The 1,406-nt window shown below is 51.6% G+C and carries 1 protein-coding gene; it reads right to left on the bottom strand.

Going from position 1 to position 1,406, the window contains the following annotated elements:
• Nucleotides 1-289: 289 nt before the first annotated feature.
• On the bottom strand, nt 290-1,406 hold a 1,117-nt coding region (locus ACN0IC_RS15440; RefSeq protein ID WP_416879639.1), incomplete at its 5' end, for an integrase.

Raw genomic sequence — 1,406 nt, 5'->3', positions numbered from 1 at the left:
GAGCTTCACACACGTAGCGCCATTTTCCTTGGGCACATTCATGTCCAGAATCCTCTGGCATCAAGCACAAACAGCACAAACTGTGTTCAGTTAGTTTCTTCAAATTTTTGTCCATTGATGTTCCTTTCTGAATGAATAACACTACACAGTGTATATTGCTACTTGCCGCGTACACTTCTCATCATCAATGTAACATTTTAAACTACTGAGTTAATATCTCCTTTCAAACAGCTTCTGCCTCTTTTCAAAAACAGGTTCGAGGACTTTATATCGGAGAACAATCCCCTTCTTAAACCCGCTGTTCGCCAAGTTCCTGAATGTCTTGCACCCCAGCATCCTGTCCCTCCTCAATGACCTGGCGAAGCTCGCCGTCGTCTATCAGCGGTTTCATCAAACTCCTGCCCCTGTGCTTCGATAACCCTGTGTCTGTGAGAACCTCGAAACTGGCGCCTCTCTCCGCAACCACCGTCCCAGGCTTGTCCCACTTCCCGGTGATCATGTCCCGCAGCCGCACCATGTCCCCCACCTCGATTTTGTCAAGAGGTTTGTGTGTCTGCGTTCTGTTCCGCGTGTCCTGCAGCGTCTTCTCCCTGCTGTCCTCGGCCGCACTGATATCTGTCTCTGTGCTCAAAACCGATGGAAGGTCAGGATTTCTCAGCATCCTGCGGAAAAACATTGTTGCCGGACTGTGCCCGTCTGCCCTGGGCGCCTGTCTGAACATCTGGTGGGCGTGTTCGAAGTTTGTCTTCTCCTCATCACACTTTTTCATCAGCAACTTCAACAACCCGATCCCCTTCTCAGCCAACCCGTTACGTGCCGGATTGTACTCACAGCTTGGATTGTGCATCACTCCCATCTCCTTCATCCGCTCGATGAAAGCGTCTCTGAAGCCGGGTCCGTTGTCCGCCCTGCTGACGAGCGGATACCCGAAGTCCTCGAAGACTTTGATCAACTCCGTGCATATCTCCGGGGTGGAGCCTCCGCCTTTCAACTTCTTGATGAAGGAGTAACCGCTGTATCTGTCAACGATCACCAGGTGGTGCTTCCCGCCGTAGTAAGCCAAGTCATACGCCACGTCCTCCATGGGCTCCAGGGTCCCTATGTGCTCCTGCTCGATATGTGGATCGTGTGGTTGGGCTCTTGAGTACAGAATGCAACTCTCACATCTCTTTGTCATTGTCATTATATCTGAATTAAGTGTATTCCACCAATATCTGCATCTGGCAGCCTTCTGAGTTTTCACTATACCCTGATGTGGAGTGTGTAGCTTCTCCATCACATACTTCACTGCCCCGCGCGGGATCACCAGCTTGTCCCCGTCAATCACCAGCATGTCCCCGTACTGTGTGACCATGGTGCCCAACCTGTCCCACACGTGCATGAAGTTCCTCGCCCCCGCCTCCACG

The sequence above is a fragment of the Litorimonas sp. genome (assembly GCA_029936425.1).
In the GTDB taxonomy this organism is placed as follows: Bacteria; Pseudomonadota; Alphaproteobacteria; order Caulobacterales; family Maricaulaceae; genus Litorimonas.
The sequence above is the reverse complement of the archived record's forward strand: the minus strand, read 5'-3'. Positions and strand labels throughout refer to the sequence as shown.